Here is a 24,724-nt window from a genome sequence, read left to right on the forward strand (position 1 = left end):
CCGGCGTCGTGCGTGACACGCGTTCTAGCAAGACGAAGGACTTCATGAAACATTCCGCCTTTTCCTCCCGTGCGATCCAGGTTTCGGTGCTGGCGCTCGCGCTGGGCGCGCTCGCCGGCTGCGACACGCTGAACGACTATCTCGCGCCCGACCGGGTCAACTACAAGTCGACCGGCTCGGCGCCTCCGCTGCAAGTGCCGCAGGATCTGACGGCGATGCCGCTCAGCCCGTCGTATGTCGCGCCGCCGACGAACTCGGGCCTCGGCTCCGCACCGACGCGCGCCGTGACGGCCGCGGGCAACGCGACGGAAGGGCAGCCGAGCGCGCAGGACCCGTTCGGCATGCACGTCGAGCGTGACGGCGACCGCCGCTGGCTCGTCGTCGACGGCCGCACGCCCGAGCAGCTCTGGCCGCAATTGAAGGAATTCTGGCAGGACAACGGCTTCGTGCTGAAGACGGACGCGCCTTCGACCGGCATCATGGCGACCGACTGGGCGGAAAACCGCGCGAACATCCCGGACGACTGGTTCCGCCGCACGATCGGCCGAGTGATCGATTTCGCCTATTCGTCGGGCACGCGCGATCGGTTCCGCACGCTCGTCACGCGTACGTCCGGCGGCAACACCGACATCTCGATCACGCATAGCGCGATGGAGGAGAAGCTGACGGGCGCGCAGGGCGGCACGTCGTCGCGCTGGGAAGAGCGTCCGCGCAATCCGGTGCTCGAAGCGGTGTTCCTCGCGAAGCTGATGGAAAAATTCGGCCTGACCGACGCGCAGGCGAAGCAACTGCTCGCCGATGCGCGTCCGGCGACGGCGCCCGCGACGGTCGTCGGCGCCAACGGCGGCGCGTCGACGCTCGATCTGGCCGAATCGTTCGACCGTGCGTGGCTGCGTGTCGGCCTCGCGCTCGACCGGACGAACTTCACGGTCGACAATCGAGATCGCTCGAAGGGCATCTACTACGTCCGTTACGCGAATTCGATGGAAGAGCTCAAGCGCGACGGCCTGTTCGGCAAGCTGTTCTACGGTGGCCCGACGGCCGCGAAGCCGGGCAAGGAATTCCTCGTCAACGTGCGCGCGCAGGGCGACTCGAATACGCAAGTGGCCGTCCTCGACACGAACGGCCAGATCGACAACTCGTCCGACGCGCAGCGGATCATCTCGCTGCTGCACGCGCAGCTGAACTAAGCTCGTGCGATTCGCGAGCCTCGGAAGCGGCAGCGAAGGCAACGCGCTCGTCGTCGAAGCATCGGATGGCGTGACGACGACGCGCCTTCTGCTCGACTGCGGTTTCTCGGCGAAAGAACTCGAACGCCGGCTCGCGCGCCTCGATTTGCGCGTCGACGATCTCGACGCGATCCTCGTCACCCACGAACACGGCGACCACGTCGGCTGCGCGCTGACGCTCGCGCGCCGTGCGTCGCTGCCGTTGTACATGAGCTGGGGCACCGCGCGCGCGGTCGGCGCGGACGAAGCCGACGTCGACCTCCACGTGCTCTGGAGCGACGAGGAGGCCGCGCTGGGCGACGTGTGCGTACGGCCCTATACGGTGCCGCACGACGCGCGCGAGCCGCTCCAGTTCGTCTTCAGCGACGGCGCGGCGCGTCTTGGCGTGCTGACCGACGTCGGCATGTCGACGCCGCACATCGGCGCCGTGCTGAGCGGCTGCGACGGCCTCGTGCTGGAGGCGAACCACGATGTCGCGATGCTTGCGGCAAGCCGCTATCCGGCGTCGCTGAAGGCGCGCATTGGGGGCTCGCACGGCCATCTGAGCAACGAGGCGGCGGCCGCCATCCTCGCCGAGCTCGATCGCAGCCGGCTGCGGCACCTGGTGGCCGCGCACCTGAGCCAGCAGAACAATACGCCGGCGCACGCGCAGGCGGCGCTGGCGGCGGCTTTGGGGGGCGGGGCGGGCGACGTGCTCGTCGCGTCGCAGGAGGAGGGTTTCGGCTGGCTCAGCCTGCGTTGATGCGTCGGCGCCGTCGGCGGGCGTGCACGCGCCCGAGCGCGGCCTGCGGGCGCCGCAACGATTCGTCGGCGTCCGCGAAACCGCGGAACAGATGCACGGGGACCGTGCGAAGGACGTAAAAAAACCGGCCCACGGGCCGGTTTTTTTTCAGCTGATGCTGGTGCGACTTACTGGCTTGCGCCCGAAGCCGGAGCAGCCGTCGCTGCCGAAGCAGCCGACGCCACAGCAGCAGCTGCATCGCTCGCAGCAGCGGCAACGCTCGAAGCCGCTTCCGAAGCAGCAGCGGCAACGCCCGAAGCAGCCGAAGCAGCAGCGGCGGTAGCGTCGCTAGCAGCCGACGAAGCAGCTTGCTCGGAGCTCTTGTTGCACGCAGCCAGCGCAACGGCAGCCAACAGGGAAGCTACGAGGAGGGATTTCTTCATGATCACGTCCTTTTATGGTTAAAGGTAAGCAACAGCGCGAAACAATACCGGTAATGTGCTCCAACACCGACCTGGGCCGCTGGTGGAGATGCACTTCTAGAGCGTGAATCTTCCCTACGGCTTGGGCGGAAATTATATGCACTTTCCTATCGACCGTCGACAAATGCGGGGTCAATACGTTGTCTTTCCCATACAAAACATGCGTTCGTATGGGCGTACGGCCGGGCAACTCTACTCCATCTCACCCACCCGTATCCAGCCCGCACAATACCACTCGTGCAGCAGGCCTGTCATGGCGGGGTCCCGGGAGAGTGTTACAAACCGTTTCGCCCCCATCCGGCGCGAATCGGCCAGTTCCGGCAGCCATTTCGCCGCCGTCGCGAGCGAATACGCGTCGCCGTTGATGAAGTACGAGCGCGCGTTATACAACAACGCCGCTTTCCTGTCGAGCCGGACGCCCCGGCGCGCGGCCTGGGCCGCGAACGCGGTTTCGCCGAGCCGGCGGGCAGGAGGATCGAAAACGACGTTCGATTTGGGCTCGCTCAAATAGCAGCCAAGAAAATCGCCAATATCGTGCTCGTCCCATTTGATGCCGGCGAGCGTCCTGGCGACGCGCTCGGTCATCTCCGGGGGCAGCCTCGCGGGGGTGTCGACCGCGGGCTGCGCGGGATCGCGATACGGCGCGTCGTCGCGTGCGCCCGTGCGCAAGCCGCCGCGCTCGGCCAGGTGATAGAGGAACTGCGTGCGCAACTCGCCCGCGGACGGAGCTCTGAAGCCGATCGAGCACGTCATGCATTCGCCGATCGCGACGCCGTCGTGCGCGACGTGCGGGGGCAGATACAGCATGTCGCCGGGCTCGAGCACCCATTCGTCGGTCGGCTCGAAATGCTCGAGGATCTTGAGCGGCAATCCTTCCTGCAGCGACAAGTCCTGCTGCGCGCCGATTCGCCAGCGACGCTTGCCGTGCACCTGCAGCAGGAACACGTCGTACGAGTCGAAATGCGGGCCGACGCCGCCGCCGTCCGTCGCGTACGAGATCATCAGATCGTCGAGGCGCGCATCCGGAACGAACCGGAACCGTTCGAGCAACGAGCGGGCGCTGTCGTCATGCAAATCGAGACCCTGCACGAGGAGGGTCCATTCGCGCCGTTTCACGGGCGGCAGATGCTCGAGCGAGAACGGACCATGCTCCAGTTGCCATCTGTTACGAAAATGGGTGATGAGACGCGATTCGACGTCATAGTCGCCCGCGAGCTCGAACAGCGCGTCGCGCGAGAGCGGCGGCGCGACGTCGGGAATCGCCTGCCGGATCAGAAGTGGCTTTTTCTGCCAATATCGGCGCATGAAATGCGCGGGCGTGAGGTTGCCGAGAAGCTGGGTCGGCGCCTCGGACAGCGGCGCGCGAGTGCGCTCGCGCACACGGCCGGACGGTTCGGGTAGTGGCCGTTTGGGCATCGTATAATGACTGTTGTACTTGGGAGAATTGGATGAAAATCGCAAAAAATACTGTCGTGTCGGTCGCTTACAAGCTGTCGGATGCGCAAGGCAATCTGATCGAGGAGAGCGATGAGCCGATGGTCTATCTGCACGGCGGCTATGATGGCACGTTCCCCAAGATCGAGGAACAACTCGACGGCCAGGAACCCGGCTATCAAGCGCAAATCCAGCTGGAGCCGCAGGATGCGTTCGGCGATTACGATCCTGAACTCGTGAAGATCGAGCCGCGCGACCGCTTCCCCGAGCCGCTCGAAGTCGGCATGCAATTCGAAGGCACGCCGGAAGACGGCGACGAGGAAATCGACTCGCTGATCTACACGGTGACCGACATCGCGGAAGACAAGGTCGTCCTCGACGGCAATCACCCGCTCGCCGGCATGGCGCTGCGCTTTTCGCTGACCGTCAAGGACGTGCGCGAAGCGACCGAGGACGAGATCGAGCACGAGCACGCGCACGGCGCGGAAGGGCTCGAAATCGTCGACGAAGACGAGGACGACGATAACGACAACGAAGACAACAGCTCAGTGCGCACCCTGCATTGAGCGGGGCGCGGCGACGCCCGGAGTCTCGCCGGATGTCGCGCTCGACGGCGCGCGGTGATCGAATGGGTCGTCGCGCGCGCCATGCCAATCATCATAGCCGGGCGGTTGCGCGCCGCTCGCGCCCGAATCGGGCAGCGCCGGCGACGCGGGGATTTCCGGCATTTCGGGCAGCGGCGTGTCGTCATGCGGCACGACGGGCAGGGCAGGCGGTTGAGGCAGATGCTTCGGCACGGTCTGCATGCTCACGTTGAACATCGGCTGCTTCGCCGGATCGACGCCGATTCGCACCCATTGAGCCAGGCGCGCATGCGGCGCGATCGCGATGCGCGTCAGGTTGCCGACCAGATCCCCTTTGTCGTCGCGTAACGGACGGTCGATCCTGAAGCCGTTCGCGAGCGTCTCGCCGTTCGGATGGACGACGACGATCGAGCCGCGAAAAACCGTGGCCGCTCTCACCAATGCGCGTTTGAATTCGCGAAAGCCGTCGCGCGTGCGAGGGCGGTTGAAGCGCAGCCATCCGAAGCGCTCCGAACGTTCGTAGCGGTCGAACTGCGGATCGCCCTCGAGAAAGATCACAAGCGCACGCGCCTTGCGGCGCTTCGCGTACTCGGCCGCGTGATCGATCCAGAACGCATTCGCGATGACACGATCCTCGAACTCGCCGTTGCGGCCGCCCGCCGTCAGGTAGCGGTTGTTCGGCGCGGGCGCGTTCAGGCCGATGAACACCGTGTCGTCGCGCACCCAGCGAACGTTTTCCCGATAGGGATGAAAGCGCGGCACTTCGCTCTCGCGCGTGAGCAGCATCGGATTCGCGGCGGGCAGTGCCGGCTCGGTGAAGACGCTTTGGCGCAGGAAGTCGAGCCGCTCGACGGGGTCGTACGCGCCGGCGTCGCGCGTGCCGCACGCGGCCCAGTCGAACTGGCCCGGCAGCAGCACGATAGGAACGCGGGACGTCGCGAACAGTGCGTTGCGCTGCTCGTACAACTGATCGCGGCATGCTTCCTTCGGCCCCTTCAGGTTGCCTTCGTAGACGATGAACGACACCGAGCGGTCGCGTGCGATTGCGTCGAGCAGGCGCCGAGCGGGCGGCTCGTCGTCGGACGACGCGATCACGCCGGACAGAACCCCGAACGTATACGGCTCGCCGCCCGCGCGCGACGACGCGGGCGCGGCCAGCATGCCGCCTGCAAGCGCGCATGTGAGCGCGAAAGCGGCGACGCGCGAGCGAAGCGCCGCGTGAGGCGCGATGCCGTCAGCGTTGCGCATCCGTTGCGCCTGTGCGGGCGAGCGCGTGCAGTTCATAGAGCAGGTCGAGTGCGTCGCGCGGCTTCAAGTCGTCCGGATCGAGTGCGAGCAGGCGCTCGAGAGCCGGATGCGGCACGGCCGCCGGCGGTTCGTCGTATTCCGGTTCGTCGACGGCCGGCTGCGCGGCGAAGAGATCGAGCTGCGGCGTCGCTTGCGCGGCGGACTGCTGTTCGAGGTGCGCGAGATGCTTGCGGGCGGCGCGAATCACCGGCGCGGGGACGCCTGCAAGCTGCGCGACCTGCAGCCCATAGCTCTGATTCGCCGGGCCTTCCTCGACTGCGTGCAGGAATACGATGCCGTGCCCATGTTCGACCGCCGACAGATGCACGTTCGCCGCTTGCGGGAATTCGGCCGGCAGTTGCGTGAGCTCGAAGTAGTGCGTCGCGAACAGCGTGTAGCAGCGATTGTGCGACAGCAGGTGGCGCGCGATCGCCCACGCGAGCGCGAGGCCGTCGAACGTCGACGTGCCGCGGCCGATTTCATCCATCAGCACGAGGCTTTGCGGCGTGGCGTCGTTCAGGATCGCGGCGGCTTCCGTCATTTCGACCATGAACGTCGAGCGGCCGCCCGCGAGATCGTCCGCCGCGCCGATGCGCGTGAAGATGCGGTCGATCGGACCGAAGCGGGCCGCCTTCGCCGGCACGTAGCTGCCGACGTACGCCATCAGCGCAATGAGCGCTGTTTGCCGCATGAACGTCGATTTACCGCCCATGTTCGGGCCGGTGATGAGGAGCAGCTTGCGATCGGTGTTCAGCGAGCAGTCGTTCGCGATGAACTGCTCGACCTGCGCTTCGACGACCGGATGGCGGCCTTGATCGATTTCGATGCCGATCTCGTCGGTGAATTCCGGTGCAACCCAGTCGAGCGTGCGGGCCCGTTCGGCGAAGGCCGCGAGCAAGTCCAGTTCCGCGAGGCCGCTTGCGACGCGCTGGCATCCTTCGATGTGAGGCAGCAGCGCCTGCAGTACGCTGTCGTAAAGCGCGCGCTCGCGGGCGAGTGCGCGCTCCTGCGCGGACAGCGCCTTGTCCTCGAACGTCTTCAGCTCGGGCGTGATGTAGCGTTCGGCGTTTTTGAGCGTCTGGCGGCGACGGTAGTCGTCGGGCACCTTATCGGTCTGGCCGCGTGTGACCTCGATGTAGAAGCCGTGGACCTTGTTGTATTCGACGCGCAGATTCGAGATGCCCGTGCGCGCGCGCTCGCGCGTTTCGAGGTCGATCAGGAACTGACCGCAGTTCTCCGAGATGTCGCGCAGCTCGTCGAGTTCCGCGTCGTAGCCGCGGGCGATCACGCCGCCGTCGCGGACCATCGCAGCAGGCTCGGGCGCGATCGCGCGCGTCAGGAGATCGAGGCAGCCGGCGGGCGGCTCGAGCGCGGCTTCAAGGCGGCCGAGCGCGGCCGCGTTCGGTGCGATTTCGGCGACGCGCTCGCGCAGCACGGGCAGGGCGGCGAACGTGTCGCGCAGGCTGGACAGATCGCGTGGCCGCGCGGACAGCAGCGCGAGGCGGCCGGTGATCCGTTCGACGTCGGCAATTTGCCGCAGCGCCGAGCGCAGGCTGTCGAGGCTCGCGTTCGCGGCGGCGTCGAGTAGTGCGCCGATCGCCTGGTGGCGCGCTTGCGCCGCGACCGACGCGCGCGGCGGATGATGCAGCCAATGGCGCAGCAGGCGGCTGCCCATTGCGGTGCAGCAGGTGTCGAGCAGCGAATAGAGCGTCGGCGACTCGGTGCCGCGCAGCGTTTCGGTGAGTTCGAGATTGCGTCGCGTCGACGGATCGAGCCCGATGTATTCGGACTCGTTTTCCACCTTGAGACTGCGCACGTGGCGAAGCTGCTGGCCCTGAGTCGACGCCGCGTAGATCAGCAGCGCGCCGGCGGCCCCACAGGCACTCGTGAGCGACTGCGCGCCGAAGCCGTCGAGACTCGCGACTTCGAGCTGATCGCAAAGGCGCTGTGTGCCCGATGCGATGTCGAAGTGCCAGGCGGGCACGCGCGTGATCGCGCCCATGCCGGCCGGCACCGATTCGATCGTGCCGTCGGCCGCGAGGATTTCCGCGGGCCGGATGCGCTCGAGCGCCGCGGCGATCTGATCCGGCGCGACCTCGGCGAGCCGCAGCGCGCCGCTCGCCAGGTTGAGCCAGGCGAGACCGATGTTCGACGCTACGCCGCGCTTGTTGTGTCCGACGCAAAGCGCGAGCAGGAACACGTCGCTCTTGTCGGACAATAATGCGGCGTCGGTCAGCGTGCCCGGCGTGACGACGCGCACGACCTTGCGCTCGACGGGCCCCTTCGACGTCGCGGGGTCACCGATCTGCTCGCAAATCGCCGCCGATTCGCCGAATTTCACGAGCTTCGCGAGGTATTGCTCGACCGCGTGATGCGGCACGCCCGCCATCTTGATCGGTGTGCCGGCGGACGCGCCGCGCTGCGTGAGCGTCAGATCAAGCAGGCGCGAGGCTTTCTCCGCGTCCTCGAAGAAGAGCTCGTAGAAGTCGCCCATCCGGTAGAACACGAGTGTTCCGGGATGTTCTGCCTTGATGCGTAAGTACTGCTGCATCATCGGCGTGTGCTGCGCGGCGGCCGCTGCCGCTGCGTCGGGGGAGGCATCGATTTGGGTGGCCATCTTGCGAATATCTGTCTGCGTATGCGGAATTGGGTGAGAGTTTACCTTGTCGGAGCGCTGCGCGAAGCCGGCCGGATGGCCAACGTGTTCGGGCAGCGCCGATTCGTGCGCATCGTGCCGCTTGATCGCGGGCGAGTGCGGCGTTTCGTGGCGCGCCGGCCGTCGCCTCGAACGAAAGAAAATTCGGTGTCGAACATGCGCGGGTTTGACGAGCATCGTCGCGGTTCATTCGCCGGACGCCGTCGACGTTCGAATTCGACGCCGACCCATCGACAATCGAAACCGTTGGGACCGTTTCAGCCGCGCGTCGACGCGGATCGAACCGCGATGTCGAGCGATCGTCGCGCATCCGAGCGTAGGGCGGCGGCAGGCGGACGACGCGTCGACACCGCGGAGATTCAATGCCCGTATTCGAACGCGATCGCGAACAATAATTGGAACGCGAATTAAAAGGCAAAATTGATGCCGAGCGTGCTGAATTCGGTGCTGCATTGTTTATTGATTCATTCCCGATGTAAAAATATGATTGTATGATGGTGTTTATATTGTCTATTTTGTTATCGATGCATGGCGAATGCTATTGATTGAAGGGGCGGATAAATTAATACCATTGGTTTTGTTGGAGGAGTGGTAATAGTCTCCGTCGAGCGCAGAAATAAAAAGAATCCGGAAATGCGCGATTGGTATCAGGCGTGTGCGACGAAGTGACGAAAACAGCACGTCGACACGCCGGATTGACGATGGCCGTACAGTGTTGATCGAAAAGAAATCAGCATACGGCGTTGTCGGGTATCTCCACCCGAGTATCTCTGCCGGATGATCATTGATTGAAATGCCGATGTCCGCCGATTGACTCGTTCGAGTCGAAACGATGCGGCATCGTGGAAGTCGGGGAAGTAGCGGGAAAATGATTAATCGAACGATGCGGCGATTTCGCGCGCGTCGGCAATATCCCGCGAAAAAAAAGGGGTCATGATGTCTCGTCGAATCTTGTCGGCTTTGCAGCGGGTGGGCTCGATACGAGTGCGCGCGGCGTGGCGCTTCGCACGCGGTCGCGCGACGATGACGGATTCGTGATTTTTCGATTGCCGATGCAGGCCGTGCCGATCGCGGATTCGGCACTGCCATGAATCTCGGCGCTTGAATCCATTGCAATTCACGGTGCGTCCACCGAATCGGGTGGGATGTCATGCCGCGCCCGTTTATTTCGAATTCGACGGATGTGTATCCGGTGCGCGCTGCGGCCGACGCGATGCGATCGAGCGCCCGCGATCCGTACAGGCCGAACTCTGTCGCGCATCGATCCGCGACGAATGCTCGAGTGTTGAAGTGTTGGTGGAGTTGAGTGTGTAGTGCAAGAGTGTATGCATGCAGTCAGTGTTTCAATCGAAGCGTCATTTTTTTATTTAGGAGAATGAAATGAAAAAGACTCTCGCCGCTGTCGTTTCCGCAATGCTTTTGGCTTCGTCGTACGCGCACGCCGATACGTTGTGCACGTCGGGCACGATCAGCAAGCTCTTCATCGACAAGAACGGGGTCATGGAGGTGACGGTCGGCACCCTGTCGTACTTGAACGGAAACAAGGATGTGTATCCGCTCATCACGTCGGCATTTGTGATGGGCAAGCAACTCTACATCTACGCGAGCAATTGCCAGCCGGGCACGTCGATGGGAGGCTTTGCCGTTCGGTAATGGAGGCCGGCGAAGCAGGCGGCGCAAGTGTGATGGCCGTCGTTCGCGTCGCGATGTGGCCCGCCGGCCGCCTTTTTCGTCGCGATGAAGCGCGCTGCGGTACGTTTCACCGCGACGTCGTAAAGCGGAAAGCGTCATCCGCGATGCGAGCCGGCTCGTTCGAGCCGGCCTGAAAGCGAAACGGCCCGCGGCGCTCGAGGCGCCGCGGGCCGCCGATCTCGCCGCCGAAGCGACTTGGCGTCACGCGCCTTCGGTGCGGTCGCTGCTCATTCCTCGGCCGGCCGCGTGTGCGTGTAGCGGCTCAGGATCGGGATCATCTGCGCGTAGATCTTCGGGTTCGCGGCAACGATCTCGCGCCGATGCAGGAAGTCCGAATCGCCCGTGTAGTTGCCGACGAGGCCGCCCGCCTCGGTGACGAGCAAGCTGCCCGCGGCGACGTCCCAGACGTTGATGCCCTGCTCGAAGAACCCGTCGAGGCGGCCCGCCGCGACGTTGGCGAGGTCGAGCGCGGCCGCGCCCGGGCGGCGTAGCCCGGTGCACGCTTGCGTCATCTCGCTGAAAAGGCGTGAATATGCGTCGAGGCCGTCTTTCTCGCGGAACGGGAAGCCTGTGCCGATCAGCGCGTCGGCGAGGCGGTCGCGTCGGCCGACGCGGATGCGCCGATCGTTCAGGAATGCACCGCGGCCGCGCGTCGCCGTGAAGAGGTCGTTGTGGTTCGGATCGTAGACCACGGCCTGCGTGACGACGCCCTTGTGCGCGAGCGCGATCGACACGCAGTAGTACGGAAAGCCGTGAATGAAGTTCGTCGTGCCGTCGAGCGGATCGATGATCCACTGGAATTCGGATTCGTTGCCCGATTCGCCGGATTCCTCGGCGAGGATCGCGTGATCGGGGTAGGCGGTCTTCAGTGTTTCGATGATCGAGTCTTCCGCCGCCTTGTCGACTTCCGTCACGAAATCGTTCTGCTGTTTCTTGCGGATCTCGATCAGGTCGAGGTCGAGCGATGCGCGATTGATGATCTGTCCGGCGCGGCGAGCCGCCTTGACAGCGATGTTGAGCATGGGATGCATGAGCCTGAATCCTGAAGCCGGCGGCGCAAGGCCGCCACGAGTGGTGATCGAACCAGCGAGACGCGCCCGGGCGCGCACGTGGCGGCAGGCGGGCGTTTCGCCGACGGAAGACGAATTGGCAAAGAGCGGCGGCGGGCCGAATAGTGCGGGCGCCGCGGACAAGGACGTAATTTTACCCGACTCGCGGCGGTTTTTTGTGAAACGATCGCGTGCACGGTTCGGCTGGCCATTCGGACGAGTGGGTTTGTCGGCGAGTTGGCGATACCATACCGGCATCCCGATCAGTCAAATGAAAGTCTTGGAATCTCAGCAGAAACCGTCCGCGCCGTCCGCCGGCGCGGCCACATCCCGTCCGGCGCGCGCCGCACGCGGCGGATTCACGTCGACGCGCTTCGTGCTCGTCGAGCCGAGTCACCCCGGCAACGTCGGCGCGGCGGCGCGCGCGCTGAAGACAATGGGTTTTTCGCGCCTCGTGCTCGTCGCGCCGCGCGTGCCGCACGTGCAGAGCGATCCGGAAGCGCTCGCGATGGCGAGCGGCGCCGACGACGTGCTCGCGTCCGCGCATGTCGTGCCGACGCTTGCCGATGCGCTGAACGGCGTGCAGTGGTCGATCGCGCTCACCGCGCGGTCGCGCGAATACGGGCCGCCGCGGCTCGCGCCCCGCGCGGCCGCCGCGAGTGCCCTCCGGCACGTGCATACCGGCGACATCGCGTTCGTGTTCGGCAACGAGCGCACGGGCCTGTCGAACGAGCAGGTCGAGCGCTGCAGCGCGCTCGCGCATATTCCGGCGAATCCCGCGTACAGCTCGCTCAATCTCGCGCAGGCGGTGCAGGTGCTCGCGTACGAGTTGCGCGTCGCGCTGCTCGAAGGCGACGCATCGGCCGCGCCGCGGGACGCCGCGCTCGGCACGCTCGCGCAGAGCGACGAGATCGAGCGAATGTTCGTGCATCTGGAAAATGCGCTGATCGCGCTCGACTTCCTCGATCCGCGCAATCCGAAGAAGCTGATGCCGCGGCTGCGGCGGCTCTTTGCGCGCACGGGGCTCGAACGCGAGGAGGTGAACATCGTCCGCGGGATCGCGAAGCACATCCTGCTGAAGTCGGGCGGCGCGCAAGCGGGTGCGGGCGCCTCGGGCGACGGCGAAGGCGAAGCGGGCGAGGCCGGCGACGCGGTCGACACGGACGATTCCGGCATCGGCGCCGGGCGAGGCGAGTAGCGGCGTGCGCCGGTCTGCCGCCGGCGCGCTATATCCGTGATCGCGGCAGGGAGAACGCGGCGCCTGCTGCGCACTCGCGGCGGCCGATCTACAATCGTCCGAACGTCATAAGCAAAGCTGTCAAAGCGATAACGGCTCCGCCCGGCGGCCGCGCGCCGGGTTTCCTCCTTCCATCGTCACCATCATGTTCACGAGACTTCGCGAAGACGTCGCCACGATCCGCGAGCGAGATCCCGCCGCCCGCAGCGCCTGGGAAACACTCACGTGCTATCCGGGGCTGCATGCGCTCGTGTTCCACAGGCTCGCGCACGCGTGCTGGTGCTCGGGCTGGCGCTGGCTCGGCCGGTTCGTGTCGCAGGTCGGCCGCTTCCTGACCGGCATCGAGATCCACCCGGGCGCGACGCTGGGCCGGCGCGTGTTCATCGATCATGGGATGGGCGTCGTGATCGGCGAAACGGCCGTCGTCGGCGACGACTGCACGATTTACCAGGGCGTGACGCTCGGCGGCACGTCGCTCACGCGCGGCGCGAAGCGTCACCCGACGCTCGAGCGCGGCGTGATCGTCGGAGCCGGCGCGAAGGTGCTGGGCGGCTTCACGGTTGGCGCGGGCGCGAAGATCGGCTCGAACGCGGTCGTCGTGAAACCGGTGCCGGCGGGCGGCACCGCGGTCGGCAACCCGGCGCGGGTCGTGATGCCGGCCGACGCGAAGCGCGCGCCCGAGCGCGCGGCGTTCTGCGCGTACGGGATCACGCCGAACGCCGACGATCCGATGTCGCTCGCGGTCCACGGCCTCATCGATCATGCGGCGAAGGAGGCGCAGCGCGTCGACGAAATCGTCGCCGCGCTCGAGCGGCTGGGCGCGCATCTGGATGCATTGCAGGGCGCGGACGGCGCGCGGCTCGATTTGCGCCGACTTTCCGCGGCGTTCGAGGGCGGGGCGCTCGACGGGAAGACGGCCGGGCGCTGAGTCGGGCGGGCGCAGGATGCGCCGCGCGCGGCTTGCCTCGCATCGGATATCGCCGCGCGCGGTCCGTTTGCGATGCATCGTCATATTCGAGCCGACACCGAGCGGCATCGCGCGAAAGCTGATCAAAGCGACGCGAACCTGCCGTCGCGCGCGGCGCGAAGGTTCGCCGCATCGCTCGTCAGGAATCCAATGAGCGTGGAGCATGGGGGCGCGCCGGGTTCGCTCGGCGCGGCACAACCGAGTTCGAGGGGCAGCCGGAAGCCGCGCTGCCCGCTCGTCCGTCTCGAACGTGCCCGATGCTCAATCGAGCGGCAGCGCGCGTATCCCTTGCGCGTCGACGCACAGGTAGCCGCCGCGGTGCGGCGCGTGGTCGAGTTCCCAGTCGGGCAATACCCAGCGCACGCCGCCCGCCTCGACGTGCCGCGCCGGCTTGTGCGTGTGGCCGTGGATGATCGTGCGCGCGCCGCTGCGTTTGAATAGCGCGGCGATGCCCTTGCGCGTCACGTCATAGCGCGGCGATGCGGGGCGCATCCGGCCGGATTCGCTCGACGCGCGCATCCGCTCGGCGAGCGCGCGGCGCCACGCGAACGGCCACGCGAGAAAGAGCCGCTGCGCGAGGCCGTTGCGCGCGAAGCGGCGAAACCATTGATAGCCGCGGTCGGCCGTGCACTGCGCATCGCCGTGCGCGAGCGCGATGCGGTTGCCGAACGCGACGACGACGGACGGATCTGGAATGAAGAGCGCGCCCGCCGCTTTCATGAAACGCTTGCCGAGCAGGAAGTCGCGATTGCCGCGCATCACGTAAAGCGCGATGCCGCGCTCGGAGAACGTGCGCAGCAGCGCGGCCATTCGCGCGGCGAACGGATCGTGGTCGAGGACGTCGTCGCCGATCCAGTATTCGAACAAGTCGCCGAGGATGAATACCGAATCCGCGCTGTCGGCCGTCACGCGCACGAAGTGCTCGAACGCCGCGACCGTGCGCGGAATCGCTTCGCTCAGATGCAGATCGGAGACGAACAGGAACGGGCGAGCCGCGTGCGCGAGCCCGCGTTCGCCCGGCACGCCCGCAAAGACGCTTCGCGGCGGCGTTTCCTGCAACATTCCGGTGCCTCGTCGCGCCAGGTTCAGACCACGACGGCCTTCTCGATCACGACGTCGTCGTTCGGCACGTCCTGATGGAAGCCCTTGCTGCCCGTCTTGACGGCCTTGATCTTGTCGACGACGTCCTGGCCTTCGACGACCTTGCCGAACACCGCGTAGCCCCAGCCCTGCGGCGTCGGCGACGAGTGGTTCAGGAAGTCGTTGTCGTTCACGTTGATGAAGAACTGCGCGGTCGCCGAGTGCGGATCGTTCGTGCGCGCCATCGCGATCGTGTACGTGTCGTTCTTCAGGCCGTTGTTCGCTTCGTTCGCGATCGGCGCGTCGGTCGGCTTTTGCTTCAGGCCCGGCTCGAAGCCGCCGCCCTGGATCATGAAGCCGTTGATCACGCGGTGGAAGACCGTGCCGTCGTAGTGGCCCTTCTTCACGTAGTTGAGGAAGTTCTCGACCGTCTTCGGCGCCTTCGCCTCGTCGAGTTCGAGCTTGATGACGCCGTGGTTCGTATGCAGTTCGATCATGATGGTTCCTTCGGTGGATGGGGGTTAAACGGCGCGCGGCCGCTCGGGACGACGCGGCCGCGCGGAAGAGTCGGGCGGGCTTATTTCGAGACGATCGTCGCCGATTCGATCACGATCGGCTTTTCCGGCACGTCGCGCATCGGCCCGCGCACCGTCGTCGTCGTGGCTTCGATCTTCTTCACGACGTCCATGCCCGACACGACCTTGCCGAACACCGCGTAGCCGTTGCCGTCCGGGTTCGGATAGTCGAGGCCGGCGTTGTCGACGGTGTTGATGAAGAACTGCGCGGTCGCCGAGTTCGGATCGCTCGTGCGCGCCATCGCGATCGTGCCGGTCGCGTTCTTCAGGCCGTTCTGGCTCTCGAGCGGGATCGGCGCGCGGGTCGGCTTCTCGTCGAAGTTCGTCTTGTAGCCGCCGCCCTGGATCATGAAGCCCTTGATCACGCGATGGAAGATCGTGCCGTTGTACTGGCCCGCCTTCACGTAATCGAGGAAGTTGGCGACGGTCTTCGGCGCCTTCTCCGGGTACAGCTCGACGCGGATGTCGCCCTGCGTGGTCTTCAGCTGCACGACGGGGTGCGTCGCGGCCGATTGCGCGAACGCGGGGGCGGTCGCGAGGAGGGCGGCGCTGCCGAGCGCCAGCAACAGACGTTTCATAACGGTCCTCTGGGTGGGTGAAGGAAAGGCGCGGCGTCGCGGCGTTATTGCGACGGCGCGACGTAGGGCGGCATCGCAAGCGTGCCGCTCGGTCCGCCGAACTGGAACGTCGGGGAAAGCGGCAGGGTGGTCGTCGTCACGTTCGCGGCCGCCCGCGCCGAATAGTCGCGCGTGGCCGACGCCGGCGCGGCCGCCGATTTCGCCTTCGGCGGCGCGATGATCTTCTGCAGGTCCGACAGGCGCTGCGCGGTCGCGCCGCTCGTGCGGCCGAGCGATTGCGCGCGCTTGTACGATTCGGCCGCGAGGCGCAGGTAGAGATCGCCGAGGTTCTCGTAGGCGAGGCCGTAGTTCGGGTTCGCCTGCGTCGCGGTGACGAGCGCGCTGCGCGCTTCGTCGTAGCGGCCGTGCTTCGCGTAGAGCGCCGCCAGGTTGTTGTAGGGTTCCGGCAGCTCCGGGTAGGCCTGTGTCAGCTCGACGAACTGCTTGATCGCTTCGTCGTCGCGGTTCAGGCGCGCGAGTACCGCGCCGCGCTTGAACTGCGCCTGCACGTCGCGCGGGTTCGACGCGATGCGCGCGTCGAGCTGCGCGAGCGCCTGCGTCCAGTTCCGGCTCGCGATCGACGCGTCGATTTCCGGCGTGCCGTCGATGGGGGCGGGCGCTTTCTGCGCAAGGGCCGCCGCGCCCGGAAAGAGCGCGAGCGCGGCGCTCACGGCGGCGGTCGCAACAAGGGTCGCAGCGCTCGGCGCACGGCCGCGGGAAGGTTTCATAGGCTCAAATCGGAATGTTATACTCCGACCCATTCTAACAAAACGTCCGCGCGTTCCGGCGAGCCGCGGATAGTCTTTGCCTCTCGTGGCCGTCACCGCTTCACTTGCGGATCGATCGCCGCATGTCATCCGAGGAAGCGCACGGCACGCGGCCCAGCCAACAGAAGTCCTGTCGGGTGCCGCATGCACGGCGAGCATCGCCAGGCGGTTTCCTTCGGCTCACTTTCGTCTCTATGGAATCACTGCGCATCTACAACACGCTCGCGCGTGACAAGCAAGTTTTCGTGCCGCGGCAGCCCGGCGAAGTGCGGATGTACGTTTGCGGGATCACCGTTTACGACTACTGCCATATCGGTCATGCGCGGATGGTCGTCGTGTTCGACATCGTCCAGCGCTGGCTGCGTGCGATCGGCTATCGCGTGACGTACGTGCGCAACGTCACCGACATCGACGACAAGATCATCCGCCGCGCGGTCGAGAACGGCGAGACGATCAAGTCGCTCACGCGCCGCTTCACCGACGCGATGAACGCGGACTTCGACGCGCTCGGCGTCGAGCGCCCGGACATCGAGCCGCGCGCGACCGATTTCATTGCGCAGATGCTCGGCATGATCGAGAAGCTCGAGGCGAACGGCTACGCGTATCAAGCGAAGGACGGCGACGTCAATTATTCGGTGCGCAAGTTCGCGGACTACGGCAAGCTTTCCGGCAAGTCGCTCGAGGATCTGCGCGCGGGCGAGCGCGTCGCCGCGAACGACGCGAAGGAAGATCCGCTCGATTTCGTGTTGTGGAAGCGCGCGAAGCCGGAGGAGCCGGCGGGCGCGTCGTGGGAATCGAAATACGGCCTGGGCCGTCCGGGCTGGCACATCGAATGCTCGGCGATGGGTTGCACGCTGCTCGGAAATCATTTCGACATCCACGGCGGCGGTCAGGACTTGCAGTTTCCGCACCACGAGAACGAGATCGCGCAAAGCGAGGGTGCGACGGGACAAACTTTCGTCAATTATTGGATGCACAACGGTTTCGTGCAGGTCGATAGTGAGAAGATGTCGAAATCACTCGGCAACTTCTTCACGATCCGCGAGGTGCTCGAGAAGTACGATGCCGAGGTCGTGCGCTTCTTCATCGTTCGCACGCACTACCGTTCGCCGCTCAACTACAGCGACGTTCATCTCGACGACGCGCGCGCGTCGCTCACGCGTCTTTACACGGCGCTGAAGGACGCGACGCCGGATGCGGCGCCGCTCGACTGGAACGAGGCGCACGCGCAGCGTTTCGCGGCCGCGATGAACGACGATTTCAACACGGCCGTCGCGGTCGCCGTGCTGTTCGAGCTCGCGACCGAGGTGAACCGCACGCGCGATCCGGCGCTCACGCGCCAGCTCAAGCGGCTCGCGGGCCTGCTCGGCCTGCTCGGCCGCGAGCCGCGCGAGTTCCTGCAGCAGGCGTCGGGCACGGCGCGCGCGGGCGCGCTCGAGCCGGAAGAGATCGAAGCGAAGATCGCCGCGCGCGTCGCGGCGAAGCAGGCGAAGAACTATGCCGAAGCGGACCGGATTCGGGCGGAACTGCTCGAGGCCGGGGTCGCACTTGAAGACAAACCGGGCGGGTCGACCGAGTGGCGCCGCGTATGAGCGCGCATCGTCTGTCCCACTGATCGATTCGCCAGGTAGGAGGCTAGATGGCAACGGCCAGAAAAGCGCCGGCCAAGCGTGCGGCGACGCAGCCGCCGATTGCGGCCAAGCGGGCCGGCGCGCGTGCGCCGGCGGTGCACGAGGCGAGCGCGAAGCGCGCGGCGCCGAACGGCGCGGCCAATGGCGCCGCGCATAAGCCGAGCTTGCGCGCGGCGGCCACGAAGCCGGCGCGCGCGAAGGTCGACGGCGAGCGGGGCGCCGACGCGCTGCCGCGCGAGGCCGTCGTCGTCGCATCGGCGGAGCCGGCCGCGCGCAAGGCGCGCGTGTCCGAGGCGGCCGTGCCGGTGCAGCTCACCGACGCCGAGGCGGTCGCGCGTCCGCCATATTGGGACAAGGCGTGCGCCGATCTCGTCAAGCGCGACCGAATCCTGAAGAAGCTGATTCCGAAGTTCGGCCCGGCGCATCTCGTCAAGCGCGGCGATTCGTTCGTCACGCTCGCGCGCTCGGTCGTCGGGCAGCAGATCTCGGTCGCGGCCGCGCAGTCGGTCTGGGTCAAGATCGAAACCGCCTGCCCGAAGCTCGCGCCGCCGCAGATCATCAAGCTCGGCCAGGAAAAATTGATCGCGTGCGGCCTGTCGAAGCGCAAGTCGGAATATATTCTGGATCTGGCTCAGCACTTCGTGTCGGGCGCGCTTCACGTCGACAAATGGGCGACGATGGACGACGAGGACGTGATCGCGGAGCTCACGCAGATACGCGGGATCGGCCGGTGGACGGCCGAGATGTTCCTGATCTTCAACCTGTCGCGGCCGGACGTGCTGCCGCTCGACGATCTGGGGCTCATTCGCGCGATCAGCGTCAATTACTTCAGCGGAGAGCCCGTCACGCGCAGCGAGGCGCGCGAGGTGGCGGCGAACTGGGAGCCGTGGCGGACGGTTGCCACCTGGTATATGTGGCGCAGTCTCGATCCGCTGACGGCCAATAGCTGAACGCGGCTATTGCTTTTCGCTAATCGATAGTTGCGACCCGGTCTTGCGCCAGGCGAGCGCGGTTAGAATACGCGCTGCCGCAAGACCCAAGGATTTCAAACACATGAAGACCACATTTCTGGATTTCGAGCAGCCGATCGCCGAGCTCGAGGCGAAGATCGAGGAACTGCGTTTCGTGCAGGACGATTCGGCTGTCGACATCTCGGAAGAGATCGAGCGGCTGTCGAAGAAGAGTCAGCAGCTCACGAAGGATCTGTATGCGAATCTGACGCCGTGGCAGGTGTCGCAGATCGCGCGCCATCCGCAGCGGCCGTACACGCTCGACTACGTGAGCGAGCTTTTCACCGATTTCCACGAACTGCACGGCGACCGCGCGTTCGCGGACGATCAGTCGATCGTCGGCGGCCTCGCCCGCTTCAACGGCCACGCGTGCATGGTGATCGGCCATCAGAAGGGCCGCGACACGAAGGAGCGCGCCGCGCGCAATTTCGGGATGCCGCGCCCGGAAGGCTATCGGAAGGCGGAGCGCCTGATGCGCCTCGCCGAAAAGTTCGGGCTGCCGATCTTCACGTTCGTCGACACGCCGGGCGCCTATCCGGGCATCGGCGCGGAAGAGCGCGGCCAATCGGAGGCGATCGGCCGCAATCTGTACGTGATGGCCGAGCTCAAGACGCCGATCATCGCGACGGTGATCGGCGAGGGCGGCTCGGGCGGCGCGCTCGCGATCGCGGTTGCCGACACGGTGATGATGCTGCAGTTCTCGACGTACTCGGTGATCTCGCCGGAAGGCTGCGCGTCGATCCTATGGAAGAGCGCCGCGAAGGCGCCGGAAGCGGCCGAGGCGCTCGGCCTGACCGCGCATCGCCTGAAGGCGCTCGGCCTCATCGACAAGATCATCAACGAGCCGCTCGGCGGCGCGCACCGCGATCCGAAGGGCATGGCCGCGCTGCTGCGCCGCGCGCTCGCGGATTCGCTGCGCCAGTTCCAGGGCATGAGCATCGATGCGCTGCGCGAGCGCCGCTTCGAGCGCCTGATGGCCTACGGCAAGTTCAAGGAAACGACGCCGGGCGCGTGAGCGCCGGGCCGTCGACTCGCGAGGCGCGACGCGCCTTCCCGCTGTGATTCCCCCACAAGAGTTTTCCGCCGATCGCGTCGTGCTCGATGCGATCGGCGTCGCGCTGTCCGCGCTGCCGGGCGATGCGCGCATCGCGCTCGCGTATAGCGGCGGCCTCGATTCGACCGTGTTGCTGCACGCGGCCGTGCGGGCAGCGGGCGCCGGGCGTTGCATCGCGCTGCACGTCCACCACGGCCTGAGCGCGAACGCCGACGCGTGGCTCGCGCACTGCGCGGAAACGGCGAGCGCGCTCGGCGTGCAGTTCGACGCGGCGCGTGTCGACGTGTCGCGCGCGAGCGGGCAGGGTGTCGAAGCGAGCGCGCGCGATGCGCGCTATCGCGCGCTCGAGTCGATGTGCGCGCGCCACGGCGTGCACGCGCTGTGGCTCGCGCAGCATGCGGATGATCAGGCCGAGACGGTGCTGCTGCAATTGCTGCGCGGCGCGGGCATCGCGGGGCTTGCCGCAATGGCGCCGCAATACCGGCCGGCATCGGCCGACGTCGTGCGCGTGCGTCCGTTCCTGCACCTGCTGCGCGCGCAGCTCGAGCGCTATGCGCAACAGCATGCGCTGCGCTGGATCGACGACGAATCGAACACGAACACGCGCTACGCGCGCAATGCGCTGCGCGTCGACGTGCTTCCCGCGCTCGCGCCGCACTTCCCGGGCTTTCGCGACGCGCTCGGCCGCGCCGCGCAGCACGCGGCGGCCGCGCAGCGGCTGCTCGACGACCTCGCCGCGATCGATCTTCGCGCGCTCGCGCGCGAAGACGGCCGCGTGCTGTCGCGCGATGCGCTTGTCGCGCTCGACGACGAGCGCGGCGCGAATCTGCTGCGCTACTGGATGCGCTCGCTCGGGCTGCCGGGCGCGTCCGCCGCGCGTCTTGCCGAGATGATGAAGCAGCTGCGCGAGGCGCGCGATGCGCACGCGCTGCGCGTCGATCACGCCGGATGGCGCTTGCGCCTTTATCGCGACCACGTCCAATGGGAAGTCGGCGAGGGCGCGGAAGCGACGGACGTGCAAGCGGTCGGCGCTCATGTGCCTGACGACGATGCCGATGCGCGCGACGAAGCGGCCGCTGCCGCCGCGCCGCTGCCGGAATGCGCGCTTGCATGGCGGGGGCAGGAGGTCTGGCGCTTGCCCGCGTGGCGCGGCACGTTCGTGTTCAGCCCGGCCGCCGCGCACGAGCACGATGCGGTGCCGGAGGCGCTGCTCGCCGCGGCCGACTTGCATGCCCGCGCGCGCGCGGGCGGCGAGCGGATGCGCACCTGGCAGGGCGGGCCCGGGCGCACGCTGAAGAACCTGTTCCAGGAGCGGGGCGTGCCCGCATGGCAGCGCGACGTGCCGCTGCTGTACGTGGGCGACCGGCTGCTGTTCGTGCCGCGCGTCGGCGTGAACCGCGCGGCGCACGACGGCGTCGACACGCCGGGCGGCTGGCGGCGCATCGAATGGCGGCCGGACGTGCTGATCGCATAGCGCGGCGTATCCGGCGCGCGTCGCGGCAGCCGTGAATTCCGCGTCGCCGGAAAAAGGTCGCGACCCGGCCTGCCGATGTCCGCGCGGCTTGTCAAGCGGCCGTCGATCGGGTACGCTCAAGCGTTTGCTCGGCTCGATTTTCGAGCGTTTTGTGCAGGTTTTCCGCGTGACGTACCCGGTTTGCGCGGCCTGATCCGCCTTTTCCGGGCAAATCGCCACGCCCGCGTGCTGCGCCCCAGCCGTTCTCCCCGTCGTCCGTCCACAGCCACAAGCCGCGTGACCGAACGGCATCGCGGTCTGTCCAGTACGCCCGTGCGGCCCTTCTTCAGTTCTGAACGACAATGGCACTCATCGTACATAAATACGGCGGCACTTCGATGGGCTCGGTCGAGCGCATCAAGAACGTCGCGAAACGCGTCGCAAAATGGCATCAGGCCGGGCACCAGATGGTGGTCGTGCCGTCCGCGATGTCCGGCGAAACGAACCGCTTGCTCGGTCTCGCGAAAGAGATCTCGAGCCAGCCGAGCCCGCGCGAACTCGACGCGATCGCGTCGACGGGCGAACAAGTCAGCGTCGGCCTCTTGTCGATCGCGCTGCAAGAGATCGGCGTCGAAGCGGTGAGCTACGCCGGCTGGCAGGTGCCGATCAAGACCGACAGCGCGTACACGAAGGCGCGCATTCATTCGATCGACGACGAGCGCGTGCGCCGCGATCTCGACGCGGGCAAGGTCGTCATCATCACTGGTTTTCAGGGCGTCGATCCGGACGGCCACATCACGACGCTCGGCCGCGGCGGCTCGGACACGTCGGCGGTCGCGGTCGCGGCCGCGCTCGAGGCCGACGAATGCCTGATCTACACGGACGTCGACGGCGTGTACACGACCGATCCGCGCGTCGTCGAAGAGGCGCGCCGGCTCGATAGCGTGACCTTCGAGGAAATGCTGGAAATGGCGAGCCTCGGCTCGAAGGTGCTGCAGATCCGCTCCGTCGAATTCGCGGGCAAGTACCGCGTGAAGACGCGCGTGCTGTCGAGTCTCACCGATCCGCAAATTCCGCTCGACGAGGAGATGCGCTCGGGCACCCTGATCACTTTTGAAGAAGACGAGACCATGGAAAAGGCAGTCATTTCGGGCATTGCGTTCCAGCGCGACGAAGCGCGCATCGCGGTGATGGGTGTGCCCGACAAGCCGGGCATCGCGTATCAGATCCTCGGCCCGGTCGCCGATGCGAACATCGACGTCGACATGATCATCCAGAACCAGAGCGTCGAGGGGAAGACTGACTTCACGTTTACCGTCGGCCGCGGCGACTACCAGAAGGCGATGGACATTCTCACGAATCAGGTGAAGGGCCACGTGAACGCCGAGCAGGTGCTGGGCGATCCGAAGGTGTCGAAGGTGTCGGTGGTCGGCGTCGGGATGCGTTCGCACGTCGGCGTCGCGAGCACGATGTTCCGTACGCTGTCGGAAGAGGGCATCAACATCCAGATGATCTCGACGTCCGAAATCAAGATTTCGGTGCTGATCGACGAGAAATACATGGAGTTGGCGGTCCGCGCGCTGCACAAGGCATTCGAACTCGACCAGGCGTGATGAAATTTCCATGACGCACGAAAGAAAATGCGTCTTGGAAATTGACCTTGGCCCCGTAACCCTATAGAATCTTGACTTCGTCGCGCTGCCTCCCTGGCGCGAGCGAAGGTTTGGGAGACGTGGCCGAGAGGTCGAAGGCACTCCCCTGCTAAGGGAGCATCTGGGCCAAAACCTGGATCGAGGGTTCGAATCCCTCCGTCTCCGCCAGAAATGGCGGAACAAGCCCCGCAAGTTCTCGGACTTGCGGGGCTTTTCTTTTTCCGGTGTGTTGGAAATGCCAATGCGCGGCGGCGCTTTCGTCTCGGTCGGAATCGCGTTGGTTCGTATTGCCAATCGATTGGCGGCCGGGCGCGCATGGATGCGGGCGGGTGCGGACGGCAACGCGTCGCGTCGCACACACCTTGCTTGTCGCTGACGCTCTCTCGCGTGCGGCGTCGCAATCCGCGTGCATGCTCGGTTCAGCCCGCGCATGTGGCGAGCGCGCAGCGCCGCGCGTTGTTCGGCTTCTCCCGCGGTCGATTCTGCTTCGCCGCGCTCGAACGCGATCCGGCTCTCGCCGAAGCTGTTCGGCATCCGGTTGCGCGAATGCGTATTCCTCTTCCGTTGTGCGCCGAACGACGCTTGTCGCGCGGCACCGTGAGCGGCATTTGCGCGAGCGCGCCGGCTACTTTGTCGGCTATGCCGATCATCGCGTGCATCGCTTTTCTCGGTCGATGCGGAATGCAGCATCTCGCTGCCTCGCCGCGATGCAGTCGAACTGGGCGCGGTAGCGTGCGGGACCGCCGGTTACGGCGGCGATCGCGCGCCCGTCTGAGCGCGTCGCGGCGAAACGTTTCTTCAAAGCCCAAATATCGTGAGGACTCCGTCGCGTTTGAGCTGGTTGGCATCAGCGATGCGCTGTTGCCGATGGGCCTGTGCATCGACTGCGGTGCGCGGCCGCTTGCGCGTGAACATCGACAGGTTCTGCTCGCGCCGCCTCTCGCGACATGCCGCCTCGATCGCCATCCCGGGTGGTCGGCGGAATTGATTGAGCGAAGGCAGCGGGGCGGTTTCGTCGACGATGGGCTCGACGTCGCGATCCTTTTCGGGCAGCCGTTCGCGTCGTCGCTCGTCGCGTGCAAGCTGCCGAAGATTGGCGCGATGATCGTCGCGGCGCTCGCGGGCGTGAGGAAACACGGCCGTCTTGCGATGCCCGCCGATCGCGCCGAACGCTATTGTCCAGACGCGCAGCCCGATCACGGGGCGGGCGCTGCATGAGCGTGCCGGGGGCCGGACGTCGGGTGCCGCGCATGACGGCGCGGGGCGCATGCTTGTCGTGGATGCCGGCGTTCCGTTCGGCGCACGGCCATCCGGAGCCGGTATCGCGCGCGTCGAGCCAGATGGCGTACGGGAACTGATCGACAAGGGCCGTCTCGCCGAATCGGTTCCCGAATGGCGCGGCGGGGCACTTTTGCTTGATGCGCGGTATTCACGGCGCCGTCTGCCGGCGGCGGAAGGCCGCGCGTTCGTCGATGTCTGCGTCGAGATTCCCGAAGCCCATTGTGCGTGACCATGTGCGACGGCGCGCTTGATCGGCGCGCCGCATA

At 66.2% G+C, this 24,724-nt stretch carries 24 protein-coding genes and 1 tRNA gene; 14 read left to right on the forward strand and 11 right to left on the reverse strand.

Features of this window, described 5'->3' with window-relative positions:
- Window positions 1–44 precede the first annotated feature (44 nt).
- Both bamC and WT60_RS08000 read left to right on the forward strand, forming a co-directional pair.
- The gene (gene bamC / locus WT60_RS07995; RefSeq protein WP_059577215.1) at window positions 45–1,190 is read left to right on the forward strand and encodes an outer membrane protein assembly factor BamC; all 1,146 of its coding nucleotides are present in this window, start codon (window positions 45–47) and stop codon (window positions 1,188–1,190) included.
- Window positions 1,191–1,194: 4 nt separating this feature from the next.
- Window positions 1,195–1,971: an MBL fold metallo-hydrolase gene (locus WT60_RS08000; RefSeq protein ID WP_038750423.1), complete on the forward strand. Its 777-nt coding sequence runs from the start codon at window positions 1,195–1,197 to the stop codon at window positions 1,969–1,971.
- Here the strand turns inward: WT60_RS08000 and WT60_RS34375 are convergent.
- From WT60_RS34375 to WT60_RS08015, 3 genes are all read right to left on the reverse strand, one after another.
- Complete coding sequence (locus tag WT60_RS34375) at window positions 1,958–2,209, reverse strand: hypothetical protein (protein ID WP_186448600.1); 252 nt, start codon at window positions 2,207–2,209, stop codon at window positions 1,958–1,960. The two genes, WT60_RS08000 and WT60_RS34375, sit on opposite strands and share 14 nt — an antisense overlap.
- Window positions 2,210–2,298: 89 nt before the next feature.
- Window positions 2,299–2,568, reverse strand: coding sequence for a hypothetical protein (locus tag WT60_RS35680; protein WP_081989774.1), 270 nt, complete (start codon window positions 2,566–2,568; stop codon window positions 2,299–2,301).
- 56 nt (window positions 2,569–2,624) lie between these two features.
- The gene (locus WT60_RS08015; RefSeq protein WP_060355408.1) at window positions 2,625–3,812 is read right to left on the reverse strand and encodes a cupin domain-containing protein; all 1,188 of its coding nucleotides are present in this window, start codon (window positions 3,810–3,812) and stop codon (window positions 2,625–2,627) included.
- Between the two features lie 68 nt (window positions 3,813–3,880).
- Between WT60_RS08015 and WT60_RS08020 the strand changes: the two genes are divergently transcribed.
- A complete protein-coding gene (locus tag WT60_RS08020) occupies window positions 3,881–4,432 on the forward strand; it encodes a peptidylprolyl isomerase (protein WP_059577221.1) in 552 nt (183 codons plus the stop codon).
- Here WT60_RS08020 and WT60_RS08025 read toward each other — a convergent pair.
- Both WT60_RS08025 and mutS read right to left on the reverse strand, forming a co-directional pair.
- A complete protein-coding gene (locus WT60_RS08025; RefSeq protein WP_060355420.1) occupies window positions 4,412–5,698 on the reverse strand; it encodes a hypothetical protein in 1,287 nt (428 codons plus the stop codon). The two genes, WT60_RS08020 and WT60_RS08025, sit on opposite strands and share 21 nt — an antisense overlap.
- Entirely contained in the window at window positions 5,685–8,354 is a 2,670-nt protein-coding gene (gene mutS, locus WT60_RS08030; RefSeq protein ID WP_060355421.1) for a DNA mismatch repair protein MutS, read from the reverse strand. Before mutS ends, WT60_RS08025 begins: the two co-directional genes overlap by 14 nt.
- A gap of 1,419 nt (window positions 8,355–9,773) precedes the next feature.
- Here mutS and WT60_RS08035 point away from each other — a divergent pair.
- On the forward strand, window positions 9,774–10,046 hold the full coding sequence (locus WT60_RS08035; protein WP_038750414.1) for a hypothetical protein: 273 nt from the start codon (window positions 9,774–9,776) through the stop codon (window positions 10,044–10,046).
- A 266-nt stretch (window positions 10,047–10,312) separates the two neighbouring features.
- On the opposite strand, the gene WT60_RS08040 is transcribed toward WT60_RS08035, so the two are convergent.
- Complete coding sequence (locus WT60_RS08040) at window positions 10,313–11,116, reverse strand: inositol monophosphatase family protein (RefSeq protein ID WP_060355409.1); 804 nt, start codon at window positions 11,114–11,116, stop codon at window positions 10,313–10,315.
- 298 nt (window positions 11,117–11,414) lie between these two features.
- Here WT60_RS08040 and WT60_RS08050 point away from each other — a divergent pair, with 298 nt between their 5' ends.
- Both WT60_RS08050 and cysE read left to right on the forward strand, forming a co-directional pair.
- Complete coding sequence (locus tag WT60_RS08050) at window positions 11,415–12,332, forward strand: RNA methyltransferase (protein WP_060355410.1); 918 nt, start codon at window positions 11,415–11,417, stop codon at window positions 12,330–12,332.
- 184 nt (window positions 12,333–12,516) lie between these two features.
- A complete protein-coding gene (gene cysE, locus WT60_RS08055; protein WP_060355411.1) occupies window positions 12,517–13,299 on the forward strand; it encodes a serine O-acetyltransferase in 783 nt (260 codons plus the stop codon).
- A 300-nt stretch (window positions 13,300–13,599) separates the two neighbouring features.
- Here the strand turns inward: cysE and WT60_RS08060 are convergent, their stop codons facing one another.
- From WT60_RS08060 to WT60_RS08075, 4 genes are all read right to left on the reverse strand, one after another.
- Window positions 13,600–14,400, reverse strand: coding sequence for a UDP-2,3-diacylglucosamine diphosphatase (locus WT60_RS08060; protein WP_038750403.1), 801 nt, complete (start codon window positions 14,398–14,400; stop codon window positions 13,600–13,602).
- Between the two features lie 23 nt (window positions 14,401–14,423).
- Window positions 14,424–14,915 (reverse strand): peptidylprolyl isomerase, encoded by a 492-nt coding sequence (locus WT60_RS08065; RefSeq protein ID WP_038750400.1) that lies wholly within the window; start codon window positions 14,913–14,915, stop codon window positions 14,424–14,426.
- Window positions 14,916–14,995: 80 nt separating this feature from the next.
- A complete protein-coding gene (locus tag WT60_RS08070) occupies window positions 14,996–15,571 on the reverse strand; it encodes a peptidylprolyl isomerase (RefSeq protein WP_038750397.1) in 576 nt (191 codons plus the stop codon).
- A 44-nt stretch (window positions 15,572–15,615) separates the two neighbouring features.
- Window positions 15,616–16,338 carry a tetratricopeptide repeat protein gene (locus WT60_RS08075; protein WP_038750395.1) on the reverse strand — a complete coding sequence of 241 codons (723 nt, stop codon included), beginning with the start codon at window positions 16,336–16,338 and terminating at the stop codon, window positions 15,616–15,618.
- Window positions 16,339–16,571: 233 nt separating this feature from the next.
- Here WT60_RS08075 and cysS point away from each other — a divergent pair, with 233 nt between their 5' ends.
- The 4 genes from cysS (at window position 16,572) to tilS (ending at window position 21,546) form a co-directional block, all read left to right on the forward strand.
- Complete coding sequence (gene cysS, locus WT60_RS08080) at window positions 16,572–17,969, forward strand: cysteine--tRNA ligase (RefSeq protein WP_038750392.1); 1,398 nt, start codon at window positions 16,572–16,574, stop codon at window positions 17,967–17,969.
- 47 nt (window positions 17,970–18,016) lie between these two features.
- The gene (locus WT60_RS08085; protein ID WP_038750389.1) at window positions 18,017–18,958 is read left to right on the forward strand and encodes a DNA-3-methyladenine glycosylase; all 942 of its coding nucleotides are present in this window, start codon (window positions 18,017–18,019) and stop codon (window positions 18,956–18,958) included.
- Between the two features lie 103 nt (window positions 18,959–19,061).
- Window positions 19,062–20,033: an acetyl-CoA carboxylase carboxyltransferase subunit alpha gene (locus WT60_RS08090; RefSeq protein ID WP_038750386.1), complete on the forward strand. Its 972-nt coding sequence runs from the start codon at window positions 19,062–19,064 to the stop codon at window positions 20,031–20,033.
- A 43-nt stretch (window positions 20,034–20,076) separates the two neighbouring features.
- On the forward strand, window positions 20,077–21,546 hold the full coding sequence (tilS, locus tag WT60_RS08095) for a tRNA lysidine(34) synthetase TilS (protein ID WP_060355412.1): 1,470 nt from the start codon (window positions 20,077–20,079) through the stop codon (window positions 21,544–21,546).
- Between the two features lie 116 nt (window positions 21,547–21,662).
- Here tilS and WT60_RS08100 read toward each other — a convergent pair whose 3' ends face one another.
- On the reverse strand, window positions 21,663–21,905 hold the full coding sequence (locus WT60_RS08100; RefSeq protein ID WP_081989770.1) for a hypothetical protein: 243 nt from the start codon (window positions 21,903–21,905) through the stop codon (window positions 21,663–21,665).
- On the opposite strand from WT60_RS08100, the gene WT60_RS08105 reads away from it, so the two are divergent.
- From WT60_RS08105 to WT60_RS33480, 4 genes are all read left to right on the forward strand, one after another.
- Window positions 21,888–23,138, forward strand: a complete 1,251-nt coding sequence (locus WT60_RS08105; RefSeq protein ID WP_038750380.1) for an aspartate kinase — start codon at window positions 21,888–21,890, stop codon at window positions 23,136–23,138. The genes WT60_RS08100 and WT60_RS08105 overlap by 18 nt on opposite strands.
- A 113-nt stretch (window positions 23,139–23,251) precedes the next feature.
- Window positions 23,252–23,345 (forward strand) — tRNA-Ser (locus WT60_RS08110).
- Between the two features lie 198 nt (window positions 23,346–23,543).
- Window positions 23,544–24,395, forward strand: coding sequence for a hypothetical protein (locus WT60_RS33475; RefSeq protein WP_145986748.1), 852 nt, complete (start codon window positions 23,544–23,546; stop codon window positions 24,393–24,395).
- 49 nt (window positions 24,396–24,444) lie between these two features.
- Window positions 24,445–24,687, forward strand: a complete 243-nt coding sequence (locus tag WT60_RS33480) for a hypothetical protein (protein WP_145986749.1) — start codon at window positions 24,445–24,447, stop codon at window positions 24,685–24,687.
- The last annotated feature ends 37 nt before the right edge of the window (window positions 24,688–24,724 follow it).

Origin of the sequence: Burkholderia sp. MSMB617WGS (genome assembly GCF_001532025.2) — a bacterium.
In the GTDB taxonomy this organism is placed as follows: Bacteria; Pseudomonadota; Gammaproteobacteria; order Burkholderiales; family Burkholderiaceae; genus Burkholderia; species Burkholderia savannae.